Here is a 20480-nt window from a genome sequence, read left to right as displayed (position 1 = left end):
ACCATCACAAACGTCATCCACGCCGACTAAGCTGATAGTCCCTGTTCCACCCAACCAGAAGGACCTTGTCTCATGGCGAAAGAACTTCGGTACAACGTGACGTTTTATGATCAACAAGGAAATTGTCATCAAGTGGAGCTGTCCACCGTCTACCAGATAAGACGGGACCCTCAATGCGATCTCTGCCTGTTCGACACCCTGCAATATGTGGGCTCGGAAGAGATGCTGGAACGCATGATACGGCAAAAAACCGGGCTTGAGCAGGAAATATCCATCATCAATGCCCGGCTGATTTAATCAGGCACTCACCGGAACCGGGCGGGATTTGCCCTGTTCGTCGATGGCGACATAGGTGAAGATCCCCTCGGTCACGCAGTAACGCTGGGCATCGTTTTCCCGCAGTACCGGCTTGACCCACACCTCCAGCTTGAGCTTCATGGAGCTGCGGCCGATCTTCATGCAGCGGCCGTAGCAGCAGACCACATCGCCCACCTTGACCGGACTGTGGAAGGTCATGCCTTCGACGGATACGGTACAAATACGTCCTTTTGCCAGCTCCTTGGCCATAATGCCCCCACCTATATCCATCTGGGACATGATCCAGCCACCAAAGATGTCGCCATTGGGGTTGGTATCGGCTGGCATTGCCAGGGTTCTCAGCAACAACTCCCCATCGGGGTGACGTTTTGTATCTACCATCATTACCGCCTCTCTCTCATGGATGGCGGCATGATAGGGGGCGATCACCCCCTTGGCAAACCTCAATTGCCCGAGGCGGCGAGCTCGGCAAACCAGTGGGCCGGATCGGGCCAGCGATAGTTGAATCCCATCTGCTGGCAAATCAGCTGACCGTCGATGGGCTGAAATTCACCGGCAGGCTCGATAAAGACCGGCGCGGGCAGCCCCTGCTGGCGCGCCGCAAAGGGGTAAAACTGCTCGCGACGCGGATGCACGGGCGCGCTCAGGTTGAAAACATCCCCGTCCTTGCCCCGCTCAAGCAGCAAGATGCAGGCCGCCACCACATCGTCCAGATGGACCAGATTGACCGACTGGGCGCCGCCATCCAAGGTCTTGCCCGCGAGGAAACGGCCGGGATGGCGATCCGGGCCATAAAGGCCGGAGGGACGCACTATCATCACCGACTCGAAACCGGCCGTCAGCACCGCCTGCTCCGCCGCCAGCATCCGCTCACCACGGGCATGGCGCGGTTTGGGCTGTTCACCCTCCTGCTGCCCCGCCCCCCATACCGAGGTGGCGCTGACAAACAGCACCCGCCGGGTGCCACTCGCGTTGGCCAATGCGCAGGCCTTTGCTACCGCCTGCGGATAGTCATCGGTCTTGCTGGGCGGTACGCAGATAACCAGCGATTCGCAGGGGATGGGCCATGCATCCGACATATGGGCAGAAATCGTCAGCGGATAGGCAGCGATCCCCTCCCCCTGCAGACGGGCCGCCTTCTCGGCGCTGCTGACCGTGACCGCCACCTGCTTGCCTGCCGCCAGCAGAGCCCGCGCCAGCGGCAGCCCGAGCCACCCCGCCCCCAGAATACTGATCGTCCCGGCGATATGTTGTTCTGTCATCGTCCCTTCTCCTGTTTGACGCTATTTGCCCCGCAGCTTACCTGCCTTGGAATAAAAAGAAAGCTTTGGCCTGCAGATAGACAAATGCCGCCAATAGCTGCGGCATATCGTTTCTATTAGTGAGTGATGTCGTAAGTCATATCGGGCGTCATATTTTTTCCAACTCTCTTTTCCTCGATCACTCAACCTTCTTTCCCTGTGCCATTGATGCGAATTAAAAACTGAATATGTAACTTCTCAGTTATCTCGAGAGGGTAGAACCTGTTGCTAGGGTAAACATAACTCCCGGCTAAAGGACTTATAACGCAATAACACAACTACCGCAGCATCTTGGAACTAGAAGAGCCAAACGTTGATAGTTATTCTTGAAGCATTTGTTATATACATTATGACAAACCGTTTTTAATTAAATTAAACACTCTATCAAACAACCCATACATTTTGCTGTCAATCCCTTCCTTGTTAAGTATATTTTGCTCAGATTCAATTTTTTTAAGCTTGAGACCATTTATAGGCGTTAAAACAAACATGCCAGTCAGTTTGTTTTCATTAGAATAAGCCATTATGGCATTTCCTGAGTAAGCTCGAATAAGCACTCGACCTAATTCATCCGAAAAATATTCTTTTTGGTTTGATGCTGAAACATTACCAGCAGCATGCGCAGCGACAGCTAGGTAAAAACATATTAATACAACACGCCCAATCGATGCCTCACCAAATACTTTATATCTCTGAGTTAAACCACCATAACCCCTCGACCACTCAATAACTTTACTTTGAGCATCACTATACGAACCATAATTTTTTATTTCAAAAAATGGCATTATTATCTGAAACCACATATTCATAAAAGGGATAGTCAGAAAGAAAACCTTCTTATACCACTCTGCATCAATAAAAAGACACAATATCACCGCAGGAATAAAAATAACCCCATATGAGTCAAAAATTTTAGCTATTGGTTTATCCGCATACTTATCATTAATAACCGTAGTAACCAGATCTAAAACTTGATAAACCAATCCCGTCAGACCTAGAATAGACAAACATGCTAAAATTATTGACTTAACCTCAACCTGTAGTAACCCTTCTGGAACTTCAAAATATGAGAGATAGCTTCTCTCAAAAATATATGCCACCAAATAGGACATTGCAGTTATAACTAGTCCTGCTATAGCTTCATTACTAAAAATGATATTAGTACTACGTTGTTCTTTCAATTTAAAACCTCAATTATCTACAGAACACATATTGCTTCGTATATCGTGCCCAGTTCTGTCAGACAGTTCAATAAAAATGACATGTCTTTTCAATATTTTACTGTCGACATCTTCAAGATAGCCCTACCCTTACTATCGAATAAATGGAAGCTCTCCCTTTATAGACAATCTATTGTATCACTCCCACCCAATTTTTATAAATTTACAACATTGTAGGTGGTGCATATATTCGTAAGCCAAGAACCCTTTGCTATCAATATAAAAATAGCGGGCCAATGGCCCGCTTGGTTATATTTCACTCACACAATCCTCACACCGGCGGATGAAAATGGCTGGCCTCACGGGTGGCCATCTCCTCGTAGGTGGCCCACTTCTGCCACGCCACTTTTTGCGCCACCTGCATCAGCCGCTGCGCCTCCTCCGGGTGGCTCTGGGCCAGCACCCGATAACGGGTCTCCTCCTGCCGGTATTCAGCGAGGGGGATGGAGGGGCGCAGGCTGTCGAGACTAAAGGGGTTCTGCCCCGATCTGCGCAGTACCGGGTTGTAGCGCATCAGCGGCCAGTGGCCAGAGGCCACGGCGCGTTTTTGCTGAGTTAGACCAAACTCCATATCGATGCCATGAGCGATGCAGTGGCTGTAGGCGATGATCAGCGACGGGCCCGGATAGGCTTCGGCCTCACGTAAGGCCTGCAGCGCCTGCTGCGGATTGGCACCAAAGGCGATGCGGGCAACATAGACGTTGCCATAGGAGATGGCCTGCAAGGCTACATCCTTCTTGGCCAGCGTCTTGCCCCCCGCCGCAAACTTGGCGACGGCACCGAGCGGGGTCGATTTCGACATCTGACCGCCGGTGTTGGAGTAGACCTCAGTATCCATCACCAGCACGTTCACATCGCGGCCGGAGGCGAGCACATGATCGAGCCCCGCCGAGCCGATGTCATAGGCCCAGCCATCGCCGCCGATGATCCAGACCGAACGGCGCACCAGCTGATCAATCAAGGACAGCAGCTCGCGAGCCTTGCCGGATTTCACCTCTTCCAGCCGCTCGCGCACTTGCGCAACCCGGGTGCGCTGGGCGCGGATCTCCGACTCCAGCCGCTGCGGAGCGTTGATAAGCGACTCGACCAACGCTTCCCCCAGCTCCCCTTTCATCGCTTCGAGGGCCGCTACCGCCTGCCCGTGATGCTGATCGGCGGTGAGACGAAAACCAAAGCCAAACTCGGCGTTATCCTCAAACAGGGAGTTGGACCAAGCGGGCCCCTTCCCTTCGCCGTTCTTGGCCCACGGGGTGGTCGGCAGGTTGCCGCCGTAGATGGAGGAGCAACCGGTGGCGTTGGCCACCAGCATGCGATCGCCAAACAGCTGGGTCAACAGCTTGAGATAAGGGGTCTCGCCACAGCCGGCGCAGGCACCGGAGAACTCGAACAGGGGTTCGAGGAACTGAGTGCCGCGCACCGTGGAGAAGTCCACCCGCTCGCGGGCAGGCCACGGCAGGCTTTCGAACCAGCGCAGCGCCTGTTTCTGACCAGCCAGATGGGGCGCCTTGTCCATCATGGCGATGGCGCGCTCGCCTTCATGGCTCTCATCCGCTCCTGCCCGCACCGGACAAGCCTGCACGCACTGGCCACAACCGGTGCAATCCTCCGGATAGAGCTGCAAGGTGTAGCGGCTGTCGGGGAAGCCCTTGGCGGTGACGGGCACCGACTGCGCTGCCTCGGGGGCGGTCGCCAGCCAGTCCTGATGGTAGAACTTGGCCCGCAGCGCCGCGTGGGGGCAGACAAAGACGCAGTTGCCACACTGGATGCAGATATCGGAGTGCCAGATCGGGATCTCGCGGGCGATATCCCGCTTCTCGAAGCGGCTGGTGGCGGTGGGGTAAGTGCCATCCACCGGCAACATGGAGACGGGGATCAGATCGCCACGCCCCGCCAGCATCTCGCCAGTGACCCGCTGGACAAACTCGCTGCCACCCGGTGCCAACGGCAGCGGATAGTCGCTGATCTGCTCCTCACCGGCCGGAATGACCACCTTGCTCAAGTGAGCCAGGGTGTCGTCCACCGCCGCGAAGTTGCGCGCCACCACCTCTGGCCCCTTGCGGGCATAGCTCTTCTCGATGCTCTCCTTAATCAGCGCAATGGCTTCGTCCCGTGGCAACACTCCGGCTAGCGCGAAGAAACAGGTCTGCATAATGGTGTTGATGCGATTGCCCATACCGTTTTGCTCGGCCACCCGATCCCCATCGATGCAGTAGAGCTGGATATTGAGGGCGCGAATACGGGCACGCAGCCGCTCGGGCAGCTGGCCCCACACCTTGTCAGCCTCATAGGGGGCGTTAAGCAGCAGGGTCGCCCCCTCGGCGGCGTGCTCCAGCAGATCGACCGATTCGACAAAGCACCACTGGTGGCAGCCGATAAAGCTCGCCTGCTCGATAAGCCAGGGGGCATCGATGGGCTCGGGGCCAAAGCGCAGGTGGGAGACGGTACGCGAGCCCGACTTCTTGGAGTCGTAGACGAAGTAACCCTGGGCGTGGAACCCCTCCAGCTCGCCGATGATCTTGATGCTGTTCTTGTTGGCGCCCACAGTGCCGTCGGCACCGAGGCCGAAGAAGAGCGCCCGCACCCGGCTGGCAGGCTCCAGATCACCGATGGGGTGCCAGGCCAGACTGAGGCCCGACACGTCGTCCACTATCCCCACGGTAAAGCGCGGACGCGGCGCATCGGATGCCAGCTCCTCGAACACCGCCGCGCACATGGCGGGGGTGAACTCTTTGGAAGAGAGGCCGTAGCGACCGCCACTGAGCCACGGCAGCCGCTTGATAAGGCCGCGCTGCAAGCCGTCGATCAGCGCGCTCTGCACATCCAGCAGCAGCGGCTCGCCACCGGCGCCCGGCTCCTTGGTGCGATCCAGCACCGCCATGCGCCGCACGCTCTGCGGCAGCGCATCGAGCAGCGCCTGTACCGGGAAGGGGCGATAGAGGCGAATGACCAAGACCCCGGTCTTGCGATCCTGTTGGTTGAGCCAATCCACTGTGGTGCGGGCGGTAGCCGCCCCCGAGCCCATCAGCACGATCACATCGGTGGCATCAGGCGCGCCGTGGTACTCCACCAGGCGGTAGTGGCGGCCGGTCAGCTCGCCGAGATTGTCCATGCATTGCTGCACCCGTGCCGGCACCGCTTCGTAGAAGGGGTTGACGCTCTCGCGGGACTGGAAATAGGTATCCGGGTTCTGGGCGGTGCCACGCATCACCGGATGATCCGGGTTGAGGGCCCGCGCGCGGTGGGCGCGCACCCAGTCGTTGTCGATAAGGGCGCGAATTTCATCCCGATGCAGGGCGGTGATCTTGTTCACCTCGTGGGAGGTGCGAAAGCCGTCGAAGAAGTGGATGAAAGGCACCCGGCACTGCAGGGTGACGCTGTGGGCAACCAAGGCCAAGTCCTGCGCCTCCTGCACCGAGCCGGAGGCAAGCATGGCAAAGCCGGTGCTGCGCGCCGCCATCACGTCCTGATGGTCGCCAAAAATCGACAGCCCCTGCGCCGCGAGCGATCTGGCCGCCACATGGAACACCGCCGAGGTCAATTCACCGGCGATCTTGTACATGTTGGGCAGCATCAGCATCAGTCCCTGACTGGCGGTGAAGGTGGTGGCGAGCGCCCCCGCCTGCAGGGCGCCGTGTACCGTACCGGCCGCCCCCCCTTCACTCTGCATCTCCACCACAGTGGGAATGTTGCCCCACAGGTTGGTCTGCCCCTCCGCCGCCCAGGCGTCGGCCAGTTCGGCCATGGTCGAGCTCGGGGTAATGGGGTAGATGGCACACACTTCACTCAGCTGGTACGCCACCCGGGCCGCGGCTTCGTTGCCGTCGACCATGATCAGTTCATGTTTCATTGGGACTCCTGTGGTTGGCGCAACTCGATGGCGTGACAAGGACACTGGTCGTGGCAGGCGCCGCAGCCGGTGCAGCGCTCGGCATCCACCTGATAGCCCTTGCCCGGCCCCAGCTTCTCGATGGCCTGCTCGGGGCAGCTGCCGTAGCAGCCGTCGCACTCGAAGCAGTTGCCGCAGGAGTAGCAACGCGCCGCCTCGTAACGGGCGGCCACCTCATCCAGCCCACCGATGATCTCGCCAAAGTCGTCCCGCGCCCACGCCGGTTTGACCGGCTGATTGCTGGCGGGCGCGTGGGTCTGGAACCAGAGCTGCAACTGCTCCGGCCCCACCAGCGGGTAGGAGAGCATCTTCTGATAGTGGCGACCACGCAGCCAGGCATCCATGTGGCGCGCCGCCTTCTTGCCATGACCGGTGGCGATGGTAACAGTGCGCTCGGAGGGCACCATATCGCCGCCGGCAAACAGCCCGGCGACATCTGTCATCAGATTGCCCGCCACCTGCACCACCCCCTCCTTGTTGACCCGCACGCCGGGGATGCTCTCCAGCACCGAGAGGTCGACCTCCTGACCGAGCGCCAGAATAAGGGAATCCGCTTCGAGGGTTTCAAACTTGCCGGTGGGTACCGGCTTGCCCTCTGCATCCAGCGCCATCACCTCCACCTCGATATTGGTGTTGTCGAGCTGGCGGATGGTGCGCAGCCAGTTGATCTTGATCCCCTCCTCCTCGGCCTCATCGGCTTCAAAGGCGTGGGCCGGCATATGGTCCCGGTCGCGGCGGTAGATGATCATCGCCTCTTCCACCCCGAGGCGACGAGCGGTACGGGCCGCATCCATGGCGGTGTTGCCGCCGCCGTAGATGGCAACCCGCCGTCCCAGTTTTGGCGGTGGCAGTCCTTTCTCTTCGGCAAGACTGGCCTGCTCGAGGAAACTCACCGCATCGAGGATCTTGCCCGCTTCCCGGGCCGGAATATCGACCCGCTTGGCCAGATGGGCGCCGATGGCCATAAAAATGGCGTCAAAGCCCCCCTCGTCGCGCTCGCGCAGCACATCCTCCACCTTGTGGTTGAGGGTCAGGGTGACACCAGCCGCCACGATGCGGGCCACCTCCCGATCCAGCACGTCGCGGGGCAAGCGGTAAGCGGGAATGCCAAAACGCAGCATGCCGCCGGCAAGCGGCCCCGCTTCGCGGATCTCCACCTGATGGCCAAGCCGGTTGAGGTGCCAGGCGCAGGAGAGGCCGGAGGGACCGGCACCGATCACCAGCACCTTCTTGCCGCTGGCTGGGGCCGGTGGCGCAGGCAGCCAACCACGGGCCAGCGCCTCGTCGCCGAGGAAGCGCTCGATGGCATGGATGGAGACGGATTCATCCACCTGCCCGCGGTTGCAGGCACTCTCGCAGGGGTGATAGCAGACCCGGCCATGAATGGCGGGCAAGGGGTTCTCTTCGATCAGGGTCTGCCAGGCCGCCTCAAAACGGCCGGCCTGCGCTAAAGAGAGCCAGGCTTGGATATTTTCTCCGGCCGGGCAGGCGTGATTGCAGGGTGGCAGGGCCGGCCGCCAAACGGGTAGCCGGGTACGCACCGGGCCTGTTCCCGTTTTCAGGGAGAGATCCGGCAATGGGGTCATGTCCAGTTGTTTGCTCATACATTGCTTTCTTCTTTTTGTGTGACAGGCCCCACCCGATGGCGCTTGATACCGTGTAGCCGAGGCGGACGGTGGCCGGATGGGGAAGAAGCGAAAGCGTTAGAAACTGGGAACTGAGTCGATAATGGCCGCTTTTTTGTACTGATTAGCGAATCAGGATCAAAAAATGTTGCACTTTATGGTTCATAGAGACCAGAACGTGACTCAAGTAACATCTTCTCCAGCTGACCGCTGGCTTTCAGTTTGGCGAGGCCCCGATTGAAGGTTTTGATCAGCTCGTCAGCGTTGGCACGCTTGCGGCTGATCAACAGGTGACCTTCAACTTTCATCACGGGTTTTGAATGGGTTGCAAAGAGATCGACCGTGCTGGCCGGGTAGAACTGACGCAGGGAGTAGTAGCCGACATCTATGTTCTCCAGGGTCAGGTCGGCGCGGCCGGAGAGCAGCAGATCAAAGCTCTGGCGCAGCCGGGTGACGAACTGCACCTGCAGCGGAACCTGTGCGATGGCTGCAAAAAAATCTGCATTGTAGGTATAGCCACTGACCGCAGCCAGCTTGCGATCCGCCAGATCCTGATAGCCACGCCATTCCAGCGGATCTGACTTGAGATAGAACCAGACGTAGGTTTCGCTCAGGATGGGATCGCTGTAGAGATGGGTTTTGCGCCGCTCGCTCGACTCATACCAGTGGACTGTGCCATCCACCACTCCCTCCTCCGACAAGCGAAAGGCCCGTTTCCAGGGAAGAAACTGGAACTTGACGCTCACCCCTTCACTCTTGAATGCCTCGCTCACCACATGAGGGATCAGCCCCTGATATTTGAGCGTCTCGGAACAGTAAGGAGGATACTCTCCCGTGGTCAGGGTCAGCTCCTGCGCCCAGAGCCCGTGGCAAAAAAGGCTCCCCGCCAGCAACCAGCTTATTTTCATCCCGATGCCCTCTTGTTCTGTTTTCCCAACTATAGACCGCCCCCTTGAAAGGATTGCCGGATCGTCGGGGAACCGTTATGTTCCCCTTTTTCCAGGCGATCGCGCCGCGTCACAAGGATATGAAGATGCCCAGGCTAGACAGCATTCACCTCTACCCCATCAAATCGACTGCAGGTATGCCGCTGGCTCGCGCCCGGGTGACCGAAGAGGGACTGGCAGGGGATCGCCGCTACATGGTGGTCAAACCGGACGGCACCTTTATCACCGCCCGTACCCATCCCCAGCTGCAACAGGTCGTGGCCACCCCCATCGAAGGAGGCTTGCAACTGCGCTATCCGGGCTTTGAACCCCTCACCCTGCAAGAGGTCGACTTCAGCCGCACCCCGCAAGCTACCGGAGTCTGGAGCGACCGCTTTACCGCCCTGCACACCGACACCAAAGCCGATGGGTGGCTGAGCCGGGTGGCAGGGGAACCAGTGCAGCTGCTCTGGCTGGGTGAAACCTCTGATCGCTTTCGCGAGAAGACCGGCACCCGGGTCAGCTTTGCCGACGGTTATCCGCTGCTGCTGATAAGCCAGGCCTCCCTTGAGGATCTCAATCTGCGCTCCGATGCGCTGCACCAGATGAGCCAGTTCCGCACCAATCTGGTGGCAAGCAATACCCAGCCCTTCGAGGAGGACAGCTGGGTGCGTATCCGCATCGGCGAGGTGGAATTCAAGGTGGTCAAGCCCTGCAGCCGCTGCATCATGACCACGGTGGAAGCGGGCACCGATCGTTTCAACGCCCTGAAAGAGCCGCTGGCCACCCTTACCCGCTACCGCCGTGGCGAGGATGGCGAGGTCTACTTCGGCCAGAACCTGATCGCCCTGAACGAGGGATGGATTGAGGCAGGCAGCGAGATAGAAGTGCTGGAGCGCACCCGTCCGGTGGTCTATCCCGCCGCCGCTCCGAAGAAGCGGGAGCTGGTCTGCGTGGCCCGCGAACCGCTGGCGCGGGATCTGGAGACCTTCTGGTTCGAAGCCGCCGATGGCGAGCCTCTGCCCGACTACCTGCCGGGCCAGCATCTGCCCATCAGCCTCGATATCAAAAATGAACGGATCCAGCGCCGCTATACCCTGAGCTCTACGCCGGATCACCCGGAGCGTTACAGCATCAGCGTCAAAAAGGTGGAGGGGGGTCGCATCTCCCACTGGCTGCACCAGCAGTTGCAGGTGGGTGATCGGCTGCTGGCCGCCAACCCCGCTGGCGAGTTTCACTTAGGGGCCGAGCGCAACCTCCTGTTGCTCTCCGCAGGCTCCGGCGTCACCCCCATGCTGGCGATAGCCCGCACCCTGGCCCTTCGCGGGGAGCTGGAAGAGGTTCACTTTATGCACCTGTGCCGCAGCGAAGCGGACATTCCCGCCGCCAGCGAACTGCATGCCATGGCGCAGCAGGGCATGACCCTCACCATTATCCTGAGCCAGCCGGGCAATCACTGGCAGGGGCTGCAAGGGCGACTCAATGATGAGCATCTGCGACTAGTCAAAGGGTTGGCCGAAAAAGAGGTCTTTATCTGCGGCCCCCACGGTTTTATGGCCGACGCGGCGTCGAAAGTAGCGGCCCTCGGCGTTCCGGCCGCACGGATCAAACAGGAGAGTTTTGGCGGCGCCATTCTCTCGGTGGCCCGCCCCCATCAGGCGGTACAACTGCGTATCGGCGCCCAAGCCTTTACCGGCAACAATCAGGGCACTGTGCTGGATCAGGCCAACAAGCAAGGCGTAGAGCTGCCCTGGAGCTGCCGCGCCGGGATCTGCGGCAGTTGCAAACAGACGCTGATCTCGGGCGAGGTGGATCACCCCGACGCCCCCGCCATCAGTGCCGCCGAGCGGGCAGAGGGCAAAATCCTCACCTGCTGCGCCGTACCGCTCACAGACATCGTCATCAAATAAGGTGATCGAGCCACGAAAAGGCTGGCTGGGCCCCGATCCTGGCCGACCTTTTCCCCCCTGTCGACCCGCGGTTCCTCCATTCTCGTCTCTTTCTCGCCCCGCCTGCGCAACCATGCCGACGATGACTTCTATACTCACAGCAATAACAACAAAACCCCTCCGACGTAGCGGCCTTTGCCGTCTGACCAAGGGGGTTACCCGGTGAGAATAAGGACGCTCAAACCATGGAACAGAACAAACCCGCCTTTCAACTCAACCTCTTGCTCTCCGTGATCACCCTGATCCTGCTGTCACTGGTGTTTTTCGCCTACAGCTGGGCGGGTAAACAACTGGAAGAGAGTTATCGACAACAATATCTCTCCTACCTGCTGGCCGACGAGCTGCGCCAATCCTCCGATGACCTGACCCGACTCGGTCGCACCTACGTCATCACCAAGGATCCAGCCTACGAGCAGCAGTACATGCGGATACTGGCCATTCGCAACGGCGAACAGCCGAGACCGGATGGCTACAACCGTATCTATTGGGATTTTGTCGCGGCCAACGGCCAGAATCCTCGCCCCGACAGCAATGTTCGCCGCGGCCTGATCGATCTGATGAAGGATGCTGGTTTCACCGATGCTGAACTCGCCAAGCTCAACGAGGCCAAGAACAACTCGGATGCACTGGTCAACACCGAGGTGGCTGCCTTCAAACTGGTGCAGCAGACGGACGGTGATGTGGCCGCCAACCAGCAGAAGGCCATCGCCATGATGCATGACAAGGCCTATCACCAGAACAAGGGTCGCATCATGTCACCCATCGACGATTTCTACGTGATGATGGAGGGGCGCAACCAGGAGGCGGTCGAGAGTGCCACCGCCAATACCGACATGCTGCGCTACCTTTTTATCGCTCTGGGCCTGGTATTGATGTTCTTCCTCTGGCGCACCTATCGCTCCCTGCTCGATCTGGTGGGCACCTCGGTCGAACAGCTCAAGACCGATCTCCATCTGCTGGCGGAAGGGGATTTCTCCCGCCCCATCAAGGTGCCCCAAGGCTCGAAAGAGAGTCTTATCGGCCTGCTTGGCACCACACAGAGCACCCTCAAGGGGATCATCGGCAAGGTATCCCACTCCACCGAGGAGTTGTCCAATTCGGCCGACAGCATCGCCCAGATAGCGGAGCAGACCGCCCAGTTCGCCACCGATCAGCAAACCAGTACCCAGACCATGGCCGCCGCCATCGAAGAGCTGGTGGTGAGCATCAGCCACCTCTCCGACAATGCCAGCCATGCAGACGAGCTCAGCAAGGTCTCAGCCGACACGCTGGAGGAGGGCTCCGGGGTCATCAAGGAGACGCTTGGCAGCATCGAGAATATCTCCACCACGGTCGGTGAAGCAGCCAGCACCATCGCAGAACTCAACAGCCATACCCAGCAGATCTCGGAGATCATCGGCGTGATCCGCGGCATCGCCGATCAGACCAACCTGCTGGCCCTCAACGCGGCTATCGAGGCGGCGCGGGCCGGTGAGCAGGGACGTGGCTTTGCGGTGGTTGCCGACGAAGTACGCAATCTGGCCAGCCGCTCGGCGGCCTCGACCCAGCAGATCACCGGGATGATCAGCAAGATCCAGAGCGGGGCGGATGCCTCTATCCGCAGCATGGAGAACACGGTCAACAACGTCTCCCGCGGGGTCACACTGGCCAACCAGACCGGGCAGGCAATCGCCAGCATCCAGAGCCACGCCTCCAATCTCACCGGTCTGATGGGAGAGATCAGCCACACCCTGCGCGAGCAGTCCACCGCCGCCAACGAGGTGGTCTCTACCGTCGGCAACATCACCTCCCTCTCGGAACAATCGGGGGATGCCGCCCGCCACGTGTCCCAAGAGGCAGCCAAGCTCAAGCAGCTGTCACGGGTGCTGCGCCAGGAGATGGGGCACTTCAAGCTTTAAAGAAGGCTGCAAAACAAAACGGCTGCCCCAAGGCAGCCGTTTTTTATTCGGGGTTATCCCCTGTCATTCAGTATCTATCAACCACGCAGGGCGGCGATACGCTGCTCAATGGGCGGGTGGCTCATGAACAGTTCGCTCATGGAGCGCTTGCCGTTGATGCCAAAGGCCATCATGGAGCCTTCCAGCTGCGGCTCGGCACCACGGGAGAGGCGCTCAAGGGCGGCAATCATCTTGTCGCGACCTGCCAGCTTGGCGGCACCGGCATCGGCACGGAACTCGCGCTGACGGCTGAACCACATGACGATGATGGAGGCCAGAATGCCGAACAACATCTCCAGCACAAACACGGTGATCATGTAGGCAAAACCACCGGTGCTGCTGCTCTCTTCCTCGTTGTTGGAACTGAAGAAGTTGCTGATGACGCCAGCCACGATGCGGGCGAAGAACATCACGAAGGTGTTCACCACCCCCTGGATCAGGGTCAGGGTCACCATGTCGCCGTTGGCAACGTGGCTCACCTCGTGGGCCAGTACCGCTTCCGCCTCGTCACGGCTCATGCTGTAGAGCAGGCCGGAGGAGACCGCCACCAGCGAATCATCTCGGCGGGCGCCGGTCGCAAAGGCGTTCATCTCGGGAGAGTCGTAGATCCCCACTTCCGGCATCTTGATACCCGCTTCGCGGGCCTGACGGGCAACAGTGCTCACCAGCCAGTGCTCGGTCTCGTTACGGGGTTGCTCGATGACCTGGACGCCATAGCTGCGCTTGGCCATCCACTTGGACATCAGCAAGGAGATAAAGGAACCCCCAAAACCGAACACGGCACAGAACATCAACAGCCCGGAAATGCTGGACTTGTTGATCCCCAGAACCGAGAACAGGATATTGAGTACCACCCCCAGCACCAGCATGACGGCCAGGTTGGTCACCAGGAATAGCATAATTCGCTTCATATAGACTCCTTGTGAGAATTAAAGACACGGAGAGAGATCACTCGACCTCCCTATCTCCATGTTATGGATGAATTTTAGGGAGACTCGATGAATGTTCGCTGAATGTGACGTCACAAGAGCGGAGAGATATCAAGCCGCCCCTGCAAATCAGCCTCAAATGGATTGTTTATAAAGGGAATTTCCCCCAGAAACGGGGCCGGTAACATCCCCCTCAGGGTGTCCAGATTTTCCTGATAGTGGCTCATGGCACTGTGAAGGCGATTAATAACCCATCCCGCCACTGGCAACCGATCGTTGCGAATGGCAGCAAAGGTGAGCAGTGCATGGTTGAGACAGCCCAGCTTGGCCCCCACCACCAAAATCACCGGCATGTTCTCCTGCTTCACCCAATCCGACAGCAGATGCTTGCGATCCAGCGGCAGATACCAGCCCCCCGCCCCTTCCACTACTGCAAGCTCGGCCCCTGCCTGTTCAATCTTGCGCAGCCCCTCGCTCAGCCCCTGCATGGTAATGGGCTGGCGCGCCTCGCTGGCAGCGATATGGGGCGCAATCGGCGGCTCATAGGCAAAGGGATTGACCACCTCATAAGGCAGCTGAACACTCGCCGCCTCCTGCAACAGAACAGCGTCGAGGTTGCGCAATCCATCGGGTGTTCGGGCACACCCTGCCGAGATAGGCTTGTAGCCGGCACAGCGGATCCCCTGTGCGCTGAATTCGCGCAGCAGAGTGCGTGCCACCAGCGTCTTGCCCGCATCGGTATCTGTGCCGGTGATAAAGAATGATTTCATATGGTTCTCTCCTTGGCAGGGAGTGGCTCACTGCCCTGCACACACTGCAATTCCCGGCGCTCAGCAAGGCTTGCTGAGGCGACCGAGACACACCCGATAACTGGCGACCAACCTGCCATCGGGCTGGCGAAATGCTTCATATGCCTGAGCCAGCTGCTGCAATCTGGCGCGACCGCTCAGACCGGCCGGGGCGGCGCCCCCTTGATTGTCGTTGATCTGATTGGCCCCAATCCCCTTGAGATCGCGCAACAACTGCGGCAATTCAAGATAGGCGAGATCCCAGGTGATACAACGCAGCTCGGGAGCAGATACCCCGGCGCTAGCCAGCGCCTGCTCCAATTGTGGCAGGCTGAGGAAGCGATTGACATGGGCGCGACCATCAAGCTGCTGCCAGGCGGCTCGCAACTGCCAGAGCGACTCATCGAGCAGGGTCGAGAAAAAGATCTGGCCGCCCGGTTTGACCACCCGCAGCAGCTCGCCAAAAGCCTGGGCCGGACGCTCGCACCACTGCAGCGCCAGACTGGAGAAAACCCAGTCGAACGCGCTGTCGGCGAAAGGAAGCTGCTCCGCATCGCCGCAGAGCAAGCGAGCACCGCTGCCACGCAAGGCGGCCTGCGCCAGCATGCCGGGGGCGAGATCAAGCCCCACCAGCTGGTGACAACGGTTCGCCAGTTGGGGCAAGAAAAAGCCGGTGCCGCAGCCCAGATCCAGCCCGCTCACCGTCAGATCAGTGCCAACCGGCCTGCTCGGCATCCATTCCATCAACGCCTGCCCCACCTCCTGCTGAAAGCGGGCATGGGCGTCGTAGTGACGAGCGGCGGCGCCGAAACGGCGAGCAAGCTGCGCCTTGTCGACCGTTTGAAAACGCTCAGCCATAGTGAGCCTCCCCAAGCGTTGTAACTGCAGGGCTGACCCCCAAGGCATCGAGCAGGCGATCCACATCCTGCTCGCGGTGAGCCGCACTCAGGGTGATGCGCAGCCGGGCCGTACCGACCGGCACAGTGGGCGGGCGGATGGCGCTCACCCAGACGCCGCGCTCCCGCAGCCGTTCAGCCAGTTGCAGAGCGGTGCTGCTCTCCCCCACCAGCAGCGGCTGGATCGGGGTATCGCTCGCGCCAAGCTGCCAACCCAACGCCTCTGCCCCTTGCCGGAAGCGAGCGATCAGCTGGCCAAGATGGGCGCGGGACTCATCAGCCGCGCGCACCAGTTCGATGCTCTTGCTGACCGCGCAAGCCTGCGCGGCGGGCATATGGGTGCTGTAGACATAGTGGCGGGCAAAGTTGACCAGATACTCCACCAGCTCGCGACTGCCGCCGACAAAGGCACCGGCGACGCCAAGCGACTTGCCAAAAGTGCCCATCTGGATATGTACGCTGGCAGGTTGAACCCCTTGTGCCGCCAGGGTGCCGCGCCCCTCGGATCCCAGCACACCAAGACCATGGGCATCGTCGATCATCAACCAGTTGCCGCTTTGGGCGGCGAGGGTTGCGAGCTCGCGCCAAGGGCCCTGATCCCCGTCCATGCTGAACACCCCTTCCGAGACAATCAGTCCGCGATTTGGCTCAAGCTGCCGTTCAAGGGCCGCCATGTCGTTGTGGGCAAAGCGCTTCATCTTGCAGGGGAGCTGGCTGCCCATCTCCTGCAGGGAGGCGTGGTTGAGTTTGTCCTGCCACAGCAGATGATCCTTGCCGAGCAGGGCTTTGAGCACCGCCTGATTGGCGGAAAAACCGCAGTTGAAGAACAGCACCGCCTCCACCCCGAGCCACTCGGCCAGGGTCTTCTCAAGCTCTTGGTGGGCATGACTGTAACCGGTCACCAGCGGCGAGGCGCTGGAGCCCGTACCATAACGCTCAATCCCCGCGTTGAAGGCGGTCTTGATGGCGGGATGATCTGCCAGCCCCAGATAGTCGTTGGCGGAAAAATTGAGGTATTCGCGCCCTGCAACCCTGAGCCGCCCGCCACTCGCCCCGTCGGTCGCGATGCGGTTGCGCAGCAGACCCGCCTGCTCGCGCTCGGCCAGCGCCGCGCCCAACCCAAAGGGGCCCGTTACTGCAGGGCCGTTCATCACCGAGCGGCCCCTGCACGGGGGCGGGTGGCGTCATAAAACATTTCGGCAGGTTCGCTCTGGCGGCTCACCTCGGCCAGCAGCTCCTCTTCTTGAACCTGATCCGGCTTCTGGGCCCGCTGAGCGGGGCGAATGCCGAGTCGCTTGAACAGCTGCATATCGCTGTTCTCGTCCGGGTTGGGAGTGGTCAGCAACTTGCAGCCATAGAAAATGGAGTTGGCCCCGGCCATAAAGCACATGGCCTGCATCTGCTCATTCATCTTCTCCCGCCCGGCGGAGAGGCGCACATGGGAGGCGGGCATCATGATCCGCGCCACGGCGATGGTGCGGATAAATTCGAATGGATCGAGGTTCTCCTCGTTCTCCAGCGGTGTTCCCTTCACCTTGACCAACATGTTGATGGGCACGCTTTCGGGGTGGCGCGGCAGGTTGGCCAGCGCCATCAAGAGGCCCGCCCGATCTTTGGCCTGCTCGCCCATGCCGACGATGCCGCCAGAGCAGACCTTCATGCCGGCACTGCGCACATGCTCCAGGGTATCGAGCCGATCCTGATAGGTGCGGGTGGAGATGATCTCGCCGTAAAACTCCGGCGAGGTGTCGAGGTTGTGGTTGTAGTAATCGAGCCCCGCGGCCCCCAGACGCGCCGCCTGATCGGCGGTCAGCATCCCCAGCGTCATACAGGTCTCCATGCCGAGCCCGCGCACCTCCTCGATCATCCGGATGATGTAGGGCATGTCCTTCTCTTTGGGGTTGCGCCAGGCGGCCCCCATGCAAAAGCGTGACGAGCCGTTGGCCTTCGCTTCGCGGGCCCGCTCCAGCACCTTCTCCACCTCCATCAGCCGCTCGGCTTCGAGCCCGGTGTGGTAACGGGCGCTCTGGGGGCAGTATTTGCAATCTTCCGGGCAAGCGCCGGTCTTGATGGAGAGCAAAGTACTCACCTGCACTTCATTCGGGTCAAAGTGGGCGCGGTGGACGGTCTGGGCCTGAAACAGCAGATCGTTGAACGGCAGGGCAAACAGGGCCTGAACCTCGACGAGAGTCCAGTCATGACGAAGGGCGTGACCGCCCGCTGTGAGAGCATTCATACATGGCTTCCGGTTGTTATTAGTGGGATCCTGCGCCCGCCATCTTGGGATGGACGGCCACAAAACCCGCCGCCGGGCCTGCGCGCTCAGGGTGATGCGCAGTGCCAAGTGGCTGAAATTGTTGGCTAGTGTAGAGAGCACGCGTAGACTGTCAACACCGACCAGATCAAACCAATTGACAACAGAACAACAAATGACCAACCAAGAATTCGACCTGCACCACATCTGGCACCCCTATACCTCCCTCACTCACCCCCTGCCCTGCTATGAAGTGGCCAGCGCCAAAGGGGTGAAGATCACTCTCAGCGATGGCCGCGAACTGGTGGATGGCATGAGCTCCTGGTGGGCTTGCGTGCACGGCTATCAGGTGCCGGAGTTGGACGCCGCCGCCACTGCCCAGCTCGGCAAGATGTCTCACGTGATGTTTGGCGGCCTCACCCACGCCCCGGCGGTCGAGCTCTGCCGCAAGCTGGTGGAGATCACTCCGAAGGGGCTTGATCGGGTATTTCTGGCCGATTCCGGCTCGGTGGCAGTGGAAGTGGCGCTCAAGATGGCCCAGCAGTACTGGCACGCCAAGGGGACGCCCAGAGCCAAATTTGTCGCCCTGCGCAGCGGCTATCACGGCGACACCTTTGGCGCCATGAGCGTCTGCGATCCCGATGGCGGCATGCATGAGCTCTACAAGGGATTCCTGCCGGAACACTATTTTGTCGATGCGCCCAGCTGTCGCTTCCACGCCGAGTGGGACGAGCAGTGCGTGGTGGGGCTGGCGACACTCATGGCCGATCATCACGAGGAGATCGCCGCCATCGTGCTTGAGCCCATAGTGCAAGGCGCTGGCGGCATGCGCTTCTATCACCCCCGCTACCTGCAGTGGGTGCACGCCCTGTGCGACGAGTTCGGTGTGCTGCTGATTGCCGACGAGATTGCCACCGGCTTTGGCCGCACCGGCCAGCTGTTTGCCTGCGACTGGGCGGGGATCAGCCCCGACATCATGTGTCTGGGCAAGGCGCTTACCGGCGGCTACCTCACCCTCTCGGCGACCCTGACCACCGAGCAGGTCGCCCGCACCATCTGTGACGGCAAGGCGGGGGTCTTTATGCACGGCCCCACCTTTATGGGCAATCCCCTCGCCTGCGCGGTGGCCAACGCCTCCATCGAGTTGCTGCTGGCCTCACCGTGGCAGGAGCGGGTGCGCGCCATCGAGTATCAGCTGCGTACCGAACTGGTAGAGCTGACCCTGCACCCGGCGGTCGCTGATGTGCGGGTGCTCGGCGCCATCGGGGTGGTGGAGATGAAAGAGCGGGTGGATGTAGCGCGCATCCAGCGCAAGTTTGTCGAACTGGGCGCCTGGATCCGCCCCTTTGGCAAGCTGGTCTACCTGATGCCCCCGTTCGTCATCACCCCTGAAGAGCTGCGGGTATTGACCGGCGCCATCCGTCAAGCCATCACCGAGGGCGAGTTTTAATGCATGCAGCGGGCGGCCATCGCAGCCGCCCGTTTGACTATCGGCATTTGATATATAAAGAGGGCAACTTTATCCACTTATGGGCACTTTCACTTGCCGTAATGTGAGCAAAACACCAGACCTGAGGCCCCAAGAGGGGTAAACTGCTGCGGTTTTACCATCAAGAAAGACTGCTCATGCGCCTCTCCATTGCTGCCAAAATCAACTTTTTCCTGCTCTTCATCTTCTCCATAGTACTGGTCTTCTCCGCCGCCTATCAGGCGGTGCGCGAGCGCGATCTCATCCTGACGCTCATCAAGGAGCAGAGCCGCGAGCAGACCGAAGCCTATTTCGACGGCCTCAACATGCTGATGCTGACCGGCAAGATGGATGCCCGCGATACCCTGCGCGGCAAGTTTCTCGACCACGCCCATGTGGAGGATGCCCGCATCGTCCGTGGCGACGCGGTGAGCAAACAGTTCGGGCCTGGACGGGAGACAGAGCAGGTAAAAGATGAGTTTGATGAGCTGGCTCTGGCGGGCAAAGGGAGTCTGGAGGTGGTGCACAACGGCATGCACAGCCGTCTGGTAGTGACCCGACCGCTACTAGCCAAGAAGGATTTTCGCGGCACCGACTGCACCAGCTGTCATCTGGTGCCGGAGAACACTGTGCTCGGTGCGGTGCGCTTTGACTACTCCCTCGATTCGCTGTTTACCCGGGTCGAGCAGAATATCCTCACCTCGGCGCTGATCCTCACCGGCATCTTCGGGATGGGACTGCTGCTGACCCTCTGGGTCATCCGCACCTGGATCGTGCGCCCCCTCAACCAGTTGACCCGCTCCATGGAAGAGGCCACCGACTTGCACGACTTCGGCCACCGGCTGGAGGGGGATGACGGCGACGAGATTGGCCGGGTGGCGGTGGCCTACAACCAGATGCTCGACAGTGTGGAGCGCCAGCTCGGCAAGCGACCGCTCGGCGGCAAGCCGGGAGCTCGCCCTGGCGAATAGCGGACCACACCG

At 60.0% G+C, this 20480-nt stretch carries 16 protein-coding genes; 5 read left to right on the top strand and 11 right to left on the bottom strand.

Annotated features, from left to right (window positions below):
• Positions 1–72 precede the first annotated feature (72 nt).
• Positions 73–297: a hypothetical protein gene (locus G5533_RS06650; RefSeq protein ID WP_005344394.1), complete on the top strand. Its 225-nt coding sequence runs from the start codon at positions 73–75 to the stop codon at positions 295–297.
• Here the strand turns inward: G5533_RS06650 and yciA are convergent, their stop codons facing one another.
• The 6 genes from yciA to G5533_RS06620 all read right to left on the bottom strand — a co-directional run bounded on the left by yciA (position 298) and on the right by G5533_RS06620 (position 9258).
• Positions 298–702, bottom strand: a complete 405-nt coding sequence (gene yciA, locus G5533_RS06645) for an acyl-CoA thioester hydrolase YciA (RefSeq protein ID WP_005337875.1) — start codon at positions 700–702, stop codon at positions 298–300.
• 59 nt (positions 703–761) lie between these two features.
• Positions 762–1580, bottom strand: a complete 819-nt coding sequence (locus G5533_RS06640; protein WP_421263497.1) for an NAD-dependent epimerase/dehydratase family protein — start codon at positions 1578–1580, stop codon at positions 762–764.
• A 386-nt stretch (positions 1581–1966) separates the two neighbouring features.
• Positions 1967–2800, bottom strand: coding sequence for a hypothetical protein (locus G5533_RS06635; RefSeq protein WP_227340883.1), 834 nt, complete (start codon positions 2798–2800; stop codon positions 1967–1969).
• Between the two features lie 310 nt (positions 2801–3110).
• Positions 3111–6686, bottom strand: coding sequence for a pyruvate:ferredoxin (flavodoxin) oxidoreductase (nifJ, locus tag G5533_RS06630; RefSeq protein WP_421263496.1), 3576 nt, complete (start codon positions 6684–6686; stop codon positions 3111–3113).
• Positions 6683–8329 carry an NAD(P)-binding protein gene (locus G5533_RS06625; RefSeq protein ID WP_441254624.1) on the bottom strand — a complete coding sequence of 549 codons (1647 nt, stop codon included), beginning with the start codon at positions 8327–8329 and terminating at the stop codon, positions 6683–6685. Before G5533_RS06625 ends, nifJ begins: the two co-directional genes overlap by 4 nt.
• A 176-nt stretch (positions 8330–8505) precedes the next feature.
• Complete coding sequence (locus tag G5533_RS06620; RefSeq protein ID WP_005337880.1) at positions 8506–9258, bottom strand: substrate-binding periplasmic protein; 753 nt, start codon at positions 9256–9258, stop codon at positions 8506–8508.
• Positions 9259–9335: 77 nt separating this feature from the next.
• Between G5533_RS06620 and G5533_RS06615 the strand changes: the two genes are divergently transcribed.
• Positions 9336–11186: an MOSC N-terminal beta barrel domain-containing protein gene (locus G5533_RS06615; RefSeq protein WP_216979121.1), complete on the top strand. Its 1851-nt coding sequence runs from the start codon at positions 9336–9338 to the stop codon at positions 11184–11186.
• A gap of 224 nt (positions 11187–11410) precedes the next feature.
• The gene (locus tag G5533_RS06610; RefSeq protein WP_421255309.1) at positions 11411–13123 is read left to right on the top strand and encodes a methyl-accepting chemotaxis protein; all 1713 of its coding nucleotides are present in this window, start codon (positions 11411–11413) and stop codon (positions 13121–13123) included.
• 77 nt (positions 13124–13200) lie between these two features.
• Here G5533_RS06610 and htpX read toward each other — a convergent pair whose 3' ends face one another.
• The 5 genes from htpX to bioB form a co-directional block, all read right to left on the bottom strand.
• Complete coding sequence (gene htpX / locus G5533_RS06605; protein ID WP_069527876.1) at positions 13201–14073, bottom strand: protease HtpX; 873 nt, start codon at positions 14071–14073, stop codon at positions 13201–13203.
• Positions 14074–14183: 110 nt separating this feature from the next.
• Entirely contained in the window at positions 14184–14861 is a 678-nt protein-coding gene (gene bioD, locus G5533_RS06600) for a dethiobiotin synthase (protein ID WP_227340888.1), read from the bottom strand.
• Between the two features lie 60 nt (positions 14862–14921).
• Positions 14922–15737 (bottom strand): malonyl-ACP O-methyltransferase BioC, encoded by an 816-nt coding sequence (gene bioC, locus G5533_RS06595; RefSeq protein WP_421208077.1) that lies wholly within the window; start codon positions 15735–15737, stop codon positions 14922–14924.
• The gene (bioF, locus tag G5533_RS06590) at positions 15730–16926 is read right to left on the bottom strand and encodes an 8-amino-7-oxononanoate synthase (protein ID WP_421221446.1); all 1197 of its coding nucleotides are present in this window, start codon (positions 16924–16926) and stop codon (positions 15730–15732) included. Before bioF ends, bioC begins: the two co-directional genes overlap by 8 nt.
• On the bottom strand, positions 16926–18011 hold the full coding sequence (gene bioB / locus G5533_RS06585) for a biotin synthase BioB (protein WP_421221445.1): 1086 nt from the start codon (positions 18009–18011) through the stop codon (positions 16926–16928). The genes bioF and bioB overlap by 1 nt, the downstream gene beginning before the upstream one ends.
• A gap of 193 nt (positions 18012–18204) precedes the next feature.
• Here bioB and bioA point away from each other — a divergent pair, with 193 nt between their 5' ends.
• Both bioA and G5533_RS06575 read left to right on the top strand, forming a co-directional pair.
• Positions 18205–19479 carry an adenosylmethionine--8-amino-7-oxononanoate transaminase gene (bioA, locus tag G5533_RS06580; protein ID WP_441254623.1) on the top strand — a complete coding sequence of 425 codons (1275 nt, stop codon included), beginning with the start codon at positions 18205–18207 and terminating at the stop codon, positions 19477–19479.
• A gap of 176 nt (positions 19480–19655) precedes the next feature.
• A complete protein-coding gene (locus G5533_RS06575; protein ID WP_441254622.1) occupies positions 19656–20468 on the top strand; it encodes a HAMP domain-containing protein in 813 nt (270 codons plus the stop codon).
• Positions 20469–20480: the final 12 nt, after the last annotated feature.

The organism is Aeromonas sp. A600620, assembly GCF_029479985.1.
Taxonomy (GTDB): domain Bacteria; phylum Pseudomonadota; class Gammaproteobacteria; order Enterobacterales; family Aeromonadaceae; genus Aeromonas; species Aeromonas veronii_A.
This window is presented reverse-complemented; position numbering and strand designations above follow the sequence as displayed.